Raw genomic sequence first — 7,846 nt, 5'->3', positions numbered from 1 at the left:
TTTTATATTCGCATTATTGGGTGTATTCGCTTGTTCGGAAGATGAACATATGACGGCTGATTATTTTAAAGCCCAACAACGGGATAATCGTTTCTTTGGGAAATGGGCTGTAATAAATTCTGAAACATTTGAGGAAGTTGTTACTGTTACGTTTTATAGTGAATACACAAAAATTGGGGAACATCTTCGGATAGACCGAGAAACAGGAGAAAGTAATCAAAGAGTAGAATATTATTATACAAAAGGAGATAGACTCTACGTGTTAAACCCTGGCTCTGGTTTTAAAGTTTCTGCTTCGGTATATGAATTTCGATATGAATTTTCTGATTCGGATAACATTTTGATTTTACAAGAATACACAAACGGAGAACCAAGTAATCATAAACGATTTCTGAAGCGTAAATAACACTTTTATGAAAAAGTTTTACTAAGTTGCTTATTTAATCAGATATCAAATCTGTATGGTAAACAGGTTATGTATCAATTATTCGTTTGATAATATTGTTATTTTTTTTTGAATTGAGAATGATTTATTCGGTATAAACATTTAGCCAAATATCTATGAATATTAAAGGCTGAAATCTTAGAATAAGTCATTCTCAATGAAGTTTTACTTTGAACGATAAATTAGCCATACCAAATATCAATTTCAAAACAAGTAAAAAAACTTCCAAATTTATCTTTTGAGTTCAGTACTTAATTACATATATTTTCTTAATGGTTAAACACTGATTTTCAGCATTTTGACCACTTTTCATCGGCTTTAAAGACAAAGTCCGCACTGCGGAATATGTGCCGTTAAAAAAATCAATGAATGTAGCCTAGAAAATCTATACTACCTGAGCGTAGCGAGTTTAGAAATTTTCAGCAAAGTATGTGAGAATTGATTTTTGGTAAAGTATCCACAGCATTGAATTTTTGGTTCCACATACTAAGCTTTCGCTTACTATGTTTCAGGACAAAAGTACAAAATATGAAAATAAATAATGAACTCAAATTTATTTTTTAAAATCTTCATCATTATCTAATCTCATGAGTCGAAAAGAAATGAATTTATGTAAAAAACTCAATAAAACACATCCAAAAATAGCATAAAAACATTGAAAATAGGTTTTTTATGACAAATCTTTTTTTTGCAATATATCGCTTTTTTATATCTTTGCCACTAAAATATTTTATATGCTTACACTAAGAAAAAGTCATACCTCAATCTACGCTATTTTTGAAAAACATATTAACGCTACTACGAGTGAAGATATCGACTTTATTTTTGATTTGGTGGACTACTATCGTCAGCAGTACAATAAAAAAACAACAATTGATTTGACTGAATTGCTTTCTGAAATACGAAATGATAAAGAAAAAGCCCATTTTTTGAAAGCAAAACTCGTTTCTGTCTTCTCAGATAAAAAAAAGACCATACTCCTAACCGATGCAGGATTACTCAGTAGCACCTCATTTTTCAAAGAACTTCGACGCCGTGTGTGGCATAAATTGATTCCCGATCAGCCTTTAAACAACAGTATTCAGTACGTTCTAAACCAATTGTTTTACAAATCTTCCGACACAAATTGGTTGAGTACTATTCCTATGGACAATTGGTTTGAATTTTTAGAAATACTTTCGTTATCAACCTTTTATGATGACACAAAAAACCGAAGAGTCACCAAGGAAATCCTTCTAGCAATTATGATTCTTTCCCAGCGTATGGGTGGTTTTGCTCTACAGACGGATGTAATGCGGATGGTTCCCGAGTATTCCTCTTTGGAAAGTCCATTTATTGCTTTGGACGATGAACTTAACGCTTTGCATCGGGCTATAATGACCCAAGACAAGCCTTATTTAAGTTTAGAGGATCATCATTTAGATCTCAAACAACTGGACATCTTAGTAAAGCAGTGTGAGGATTTCGTAGAAAAAGCTGTAAACAACACTTCTAAATATGGGGTTTCATTCAATGTAAATCAAACTCTTTTGCTCATTCGTCAACAGGTACGTCGTATCCGGAAGTTATATAATTTCTTGTTTATCAGCGGTGAAGAAGAGAAAAAACGAAAAAGCATTGAATTTTACTTGAGTTTGGTACGTGTTAATTCTAAAAAGAACAATATCAGCAAATTAATTGATGATAGCGTGTATAATATCACCTATGAAATTACGAATTATACAGGCAAAACGGGAGAACATTACATAACCTCGAATGCAAAGGAATATTTTTTGATGTTCAACACCGCTTTTTGGGGAGGTATTATTGTGAGTTTCATGTGTTTAGTTAAGTTAGCACTTTCAAAAACGGAATCAAGTGAGTTTATCCATGCCTTGAATTATAGTTTGAATTATGCCATCGGATTTGTAGTCATCTATTTAATAGGGGCAACTTTAGCAACTAAGCAACCTGCAATGACGGCATCAACAATTGCTCGAACTTTAGAAAATTTAGAGTCCAAAGACACGAAAGAGAAAAATAAACGCTATTCAGAATTTTCGGCCTTGTTTGCTCGTTTGTTCCGTTCGCAATTCGTCGCCTTTGCAGGAAATGTACTGGCGGCTTTCCCAATGACGTTACTACTTATTTGGGGGCTTACTTTCTTGTTGGATGGATATAACTTGGCAGAAAGTAAACATGATAAATTATTAGCCGAGCTTGATTTCCGACAAACACCCGTTTTTTTACACGCTTGTATTGCAGGAGTATTTCTATTTCTTTCTGGAATTATTGCGGGAAATGTAGCCAGTGTAAATAATTTCAATAATTTTTACTACCGATTGTCAGAACATCCTGTCTTGAAAACCATTTTAGGCAAACAACGAATGATTAAAATTTCCAATTGGATGAAAAAGAAATGGCCCGGAGTGGTTTCCAACATATGGTTCGGATTTTTTATGGGGTGTACAGGAGTAATAGGTACCTTTTTAGGCCTAGATTTAGACATCCGACACATTACTTTCGCTAGTGGAAATTTAGCATTGGGCTTATTTGGTGCAAACTTTGACATAGGTTTAGAGCTATTGCTATGGTCAATTGCAGGAGTATTCATTATTGGATTTGGAAATTTTATAGTGAGTTTCTCACTTTCACTGTTCATCGCCTTGCGTTCAAGAGAAATCCCTGTGTTTGAACTTAAAAACCTAACCAAATCGGTTTGGATACGATTCAAACAGCGACCAATGTCATTTTTCTTTCCAAGTAGGGAATCAAAAACAGTAGAAAGTGTTTAGAATATTCCCAAGCTAACATCATTTTCTAAGACACTTAATTTTTAAAACAGATAATTTTTTAAAGTAGAAAACATATTTATAATGAAAAAATACATACTTGCATTAACCTCCCTTTTTTTTGCAATAAGTAAAGCTCAGACCCCCAATCCATTATTAGCAGAAGATGCTGAAAATCAGAAAAAATGGGTAGAAGAAACCTACGCAAAGATGACACTGGAGGAACGTATCGGTCAGTTATTTATGGTTTCCGTATTTTCCAGTCAAATTAACACCCGAAATACCGAAGTGGTAAAAGATTTTATCAAAAAATATCACATTGGAGGAATAATTTTTTCCAAAGGAGGGCCAAAAAGACAAGCAAAACTCAATAATGAGTATCAATCCCTATCAAAAGTACCACTTTTTATGGCAATGGATGCCGAATGGGGACTGGCGATGCGTTTAGATTCTACCTATGCCTACCCGTGGAATATGACTATGGGAGCTGTAAAAGACGAAAAACTTATCGAAAAAGCCGCTTTCCGCATCGGGCAACACTGCAGACACATGGGGATGCAATTCAATTTTGCACCTGACATTGATGTGAATACGAACCCTGCTAACCCAATTATTGGAAATCGTGCTTTCGGTGAAGATAAAGAAAATGTAGCTATCAAAGGGATTGCTTTCACCCATGGAATGCAATCGGCGGGTGTGTTAGGCAGTGCCAAGCATTTCCCAGGACATGGCGACACAGCCAAAGATTCACATAAAACCCTTCCTCTCATTGAATTTTCAGCTCACCGTATTGACAGCATAGACCTTTATCCATTTCGCAAATTGGTGGATAGTGGAGTAGCAAGTGTAATGGTTGGACATCTAAATATTCCTGCTTTGGAACCCAAAAAAGGACTACCCTCCTCCCTATCCTATACCATCATTACCGAGCTTTTGAAGAATAAAATGGGATTCCAAGGCCTAATTTTCACCGACGCTTTAGGTATGAAGGGAGTAGCAGAATATATGCCTGTGGGAGAAGTAGAAGTAGCAGCTTTTTTGGCAGGAAATGATATTTTGCTAATGCCTGAAAATATGGCGGTAGGTTTTGAAGCTATGAAAAAAGCCTATCAGCAAAATCGGATTACTGAGGAGCGTTTAGCATATTCAGTAAAGAAAATTTTAATGGCAAAATACAAAGTAGGATTAACCTCATTCACCCCATTGGATGAAAAGACCATATACGATAATTTACATAGCTTGGAGGATGATTTGCTTACTGAACAGATTTTTGAAAACGCCTTAACAGTAGCTAAAAACAACAATAAAACTCTACCAATCAAGGATGTAGACAAAAAAATTGCTTACGTCAAATTTGGAAACGACAGTGGGTGGACATTTTACACAACGCTTCAAAAATATGCCGATATCTCTCTTATTGAACCCAAATCGATAGAACAATTACAAAAAGATATCGAACCCTTTGAAACTGTTATCATAGGGCTACACCGTCCAAATCGAACTCCATGGGATGCTTACCAATTCACCAAAGACGAGCTATTGTGGTTAGAAAATATCGCTAAGAAGAAGAAAGTGATTTTATCCATATTCACTCGCCCATATGCATTGTTGGATGTCAAAGACATTTCAAACATTGAAGCAATTATCGTTTCCTATCAAAATCACAAAGTAGCACAGGAGAAAACAGCTCAGTTAATTTTCGGTGCCATTGAAGGAAAGGGGGTGCTTCCCGTATCCGCACATCCACTCCTACCTGTAAACACATCTATACAAACTCCAAAAATAGGAAGATTATCCTATGGATTACCTGAAAGTATCGGAATTAGCTCAACTAAACTGAATCGCATTGACAGTGTGGCAAAAGAGGTATTGTCGAAAAGAATGGCTCCCGGAATGCAAATTTTAGTTGCCAAACAAGGGAAAATTATCTACCGTAAAAATTTCGGAACTTTGGACTACAACGATAAAAATAAAGTTACCGACAACACCATTTATGATTTAGCTTCACTGACCAAAATATTAGTAACCGTACCACAATTGATGAAAATGTATTCAGAAGACAAATTCAATGTAAATGGTACATTTTCAGATATATTACCCTATTTAAAGAACACCAACAAAGGGAAAATGAAAATTTTGGACGTATTGTCTCATTACGCCCAATTTCAGTCCTGGATTCCTTTTTACATACAAACACTCGACCCCGATAAAAAACCATTATCAGAGTGGTATAACACCCAAAAAACAAAGGACTACAACGTGCAAGTTGCAAAAGATTTATTTATGAAATCCGAGTATGTCAACATAATGTATGAACGCATCGATAGTAGCGATTTAATTAAGAAAAAACGCTATTTGTACAGCGATTTACCTTATTACTATTTTAAAAAATATATTGAAGAAACCTATAAAAAAACGTTAGACCAAGTAATTGATGAACATTTTTATGCAAAAATGGGAGCTTATCGTCTGACCTATTTTCCTTTGAAACGTTTTTCGTTGGGAAGCATAGCACCTTCTGAAGTAGATACATATTTTCGTCATCAAGAAATCCGAGGCTACGTACACGATCAAGGTGCTGCTATGCTCGGCGGAGTGGGAGGACACGCGGGACTTTTTGGTACAGCAGACGATGTAGCCAAAATGATGCAACTATTTTTACAAAATGGCTACTATGGAGGCACTTGGTTTTTACAACCTCAAGCACTCACTTTGTTCAATACATGTACATTTTGTAGCGAAAAAAACCGAAGAGGACTCGGTTTTGATAAGCCACAACTCGAAGGAGAAGGCCCTACTTGTGGATGCGTACCAATGTCGAGCTTTGGACATACAGGTTTCACCGGAACATATGCTTGGGCAGATCCTGAGAATGAGGTGATTATCGTATTTCTATCGAACAGGACATTCCCAACAGCTGAAAATAATCTACTAATCAAAGAAAACATCCGTCCAAAGATTCAACGCATTGTGTATGAAGCGTTGAAATAATAGAAAGCATATTGTATTGCTTTTGTAGAGAAGATTTACTCCATATATAAATCAATCAAGCCTTCAGGGGTTTTGACGATGATTTTTTTGTGCTGTCTATCCACCTTTTCGATAAATTCATCGTTCATGGGGATAAGTAATTCCTTTCCGTCATTTTCGACCTCAAACAGAGCTTGTGAAGTAATGTCATTCACGCCGACAATTTTTCCAACGTAACCATAATTCACATCCTCCATCGTGAAGCCTATAATTTCGTGAAAATAAAACTTATTCCCTGTCAATTTTGGCAAGAAAGACAATGGTAAATAAAGTTTTGATTTCATTAAAGCATCAGCATCTGCTTCACTTGAAACATCTTCAAATTTGATACGCAATAAGTCTGTTTTATGCAAGGAACATTTCTCAACAAAAAAGGGAACCAGATTATTACCTAAGGCAATAAAAACTGATTCCAAATTTTCATACAATTCAGGGTCGTCTGAGTCTAATTTGACTAAAACTTCGCCTTTAAAACTGAATTTTGATACAATTGTTCCTACATAGAAGCAATCTTTCAAAGTCATAATTATGCCTCAGTTTCGTTGTTTTCAGGTGTTTCAGCGTTTTCTTCTACTTGAGCCTCAGCTACAGCAGCATTTTTACGCTTTTCACTTACCTCTTTTTCAGCTGCCAAAGACTTAGCTTTTGCCTCTGCTTTGTCTTTCGCTAATTTTTCTTCTTTAGAAGTAATTTTTCCTGATTTTTCTTCCAACCAAGCGTTGAATTTAGCTTCAACTTGCTCTAATGTTAAAGCTCCTTTCGCAACACCTCCCAACAAGTGATATTTCAACAAAGCTCCTTTGTAAGAAAGGATTCTTCGAGCCGTGTCAGTAGGTTGAGCTCCGTTTTTTAACCATTTTACTGCAGCATCAACGTTTAAGTCGATTTGAGCAGGGTTTGATACAGGATTGTAAGTTCCAATTTTTTCAAGGAATTTACCATCTCTTTTTGCACGTGAATCAGCAGCAACCACCCAATAAAATGGTTTTCCTTTTTTTCCGTGTCTTTGTAATCTAATTTTTACTGGCATAAAAGTTTAATTTTTAGAGGTTCTCGACCTCAGTTATTAATTCAAGGTGCAAATATAGACTATATTTTTGAATTATGAAGAAAAAAGTAACTTATTTTCAAAAAGCAGCTACATTTTGTCCATTCTGATGATTTTTATGACGCTAAAAGGTTTTCCTCCTCGTCCACATAAGTAGTGAAACTTGGTATGAAGATAACTTACTTTTACATGTAATCCATTGGTTTGAAACTGATTATCAAAACCATCCATAGCAAAATATATCCCATTAATTTCTATGAGCCAACCACAACCGTCCGATGCAGGATTTCCCATATCAACGATTTTTCCATTACTTATGATGATTCCTTCAGGATCATCCTCAATTTTACTACCACTACATCCGATGATCATCAACCATATAGATGCTAAAAATAAAATCTTTTTCATCACTTTATTATTTTTGAGTTCCTATTATAATGAATCTATCTCTACTTATTTGAAAAAAAGGTAGTGTTTCCCAAAGTATGATACTCAAATCCACCCAAAATTGATGTAGAAAAACACAATTTCAAAGGCTTTTATATGGTTTTC

At 35.3% G+C, this 7,846-nt stretch carries 6 protein-coding genes; 3 read left to right on the top strand and 3 right to left on the bottom strand.

The features are described 5' to 3' along the window. The 3 genes from CCAND38_RS12000 to CCAND38_RS08790 all read left to right on the top strand — a co-directional run. Positions 1-406, top strand: a 406-nt coding sequence (locus tag CCAND38_RS12000) for a hypothetical protein (RefSeq protein ID WP_197066349.1), incomplete at its 5' end; no start/stop codon positions are given. 773 nt (positions 407-1,179) lie between these two features. Beyond that, positions 1,180-3,219, top strand: coding sequence for a transporter-like protein (locus CCAND38_RS08795; protein WP_042344910.1), 2,040 nt, complete (start codon positions 1,180-1,182; stop codon positions 3,217-3,219). A gap of 81 nt (positions 3,220-3,300) precedes the next feature. Beyond that, a complete protein-coding gene (locus CCAND38_RS08790) occupies positions 3,301-6,207 on the top strand; it encodes a serine hydrolase domain-containing protein (RefSeq protein ID WP_042344909.1) in 2,907 nt (968 codons plus the stop codon). Positions 6,208-6,242: 35 nt separating this feature from the next. Here the strand turns inward: CCAND38_RS08790 and rimM are convergent, their stop codons facing one another. The 3 genes from rimM to CCAND38_RS08775 form a co-directional block, all read right to left on the bottom strand. Then, positions 6,243-6,770: a ribosome maturation factor RimM gene (gene rimM, locus CCAND38_RS08785; RefSeq protein WP_042007057.1), complete on the bottom strand. Its 528-nt coding sequence runs from the start codon at positions 6,768-6,770 to the stop codon at positions 6,243-6,245. Positions 6,771-6,772: 2 nt separating this feature from the next. Continuing rightward, a complete protein-coding gene (locus tag CCAND38_RS08780; RefSeq protein ID WP_042007059.1) occupies positions 6,773-7,276 on the bottom strand; it encodes a 30S ribosomal protein S16 in 504 nt (167 codons plus the stop codon). A gap of 108 nt (positions 7,277-7,384) precedes the next feature. Then, complete coding sequence (locus CCAND38_RS08775) at positions 7,385-7,702, bottom strand: hypothetical protein (protein ID WP_042344908.1); 318 nt, start codon at positions 7,700-7,702, stop codon at positions 7,385-7,387. Positions 7,703-7,846: the final 144 nt, after the last annotated feature.

It is taken from the genome of Capnocytophaga canis (genome assembly GCF_000827555.1).
GTDB classification, from domain to species: Bacteria; Bacteroidota; Bacteroidia; order Flavobacteriales; family Flavobacteriaceae; genus Capnocytophaga; species Capnocytophaga canis.
The sequence above is the reverse complement of the archived record's forward strand: the minus strand, read 5'-3'. Positions and strand labels throughout refer to the sequence as shown.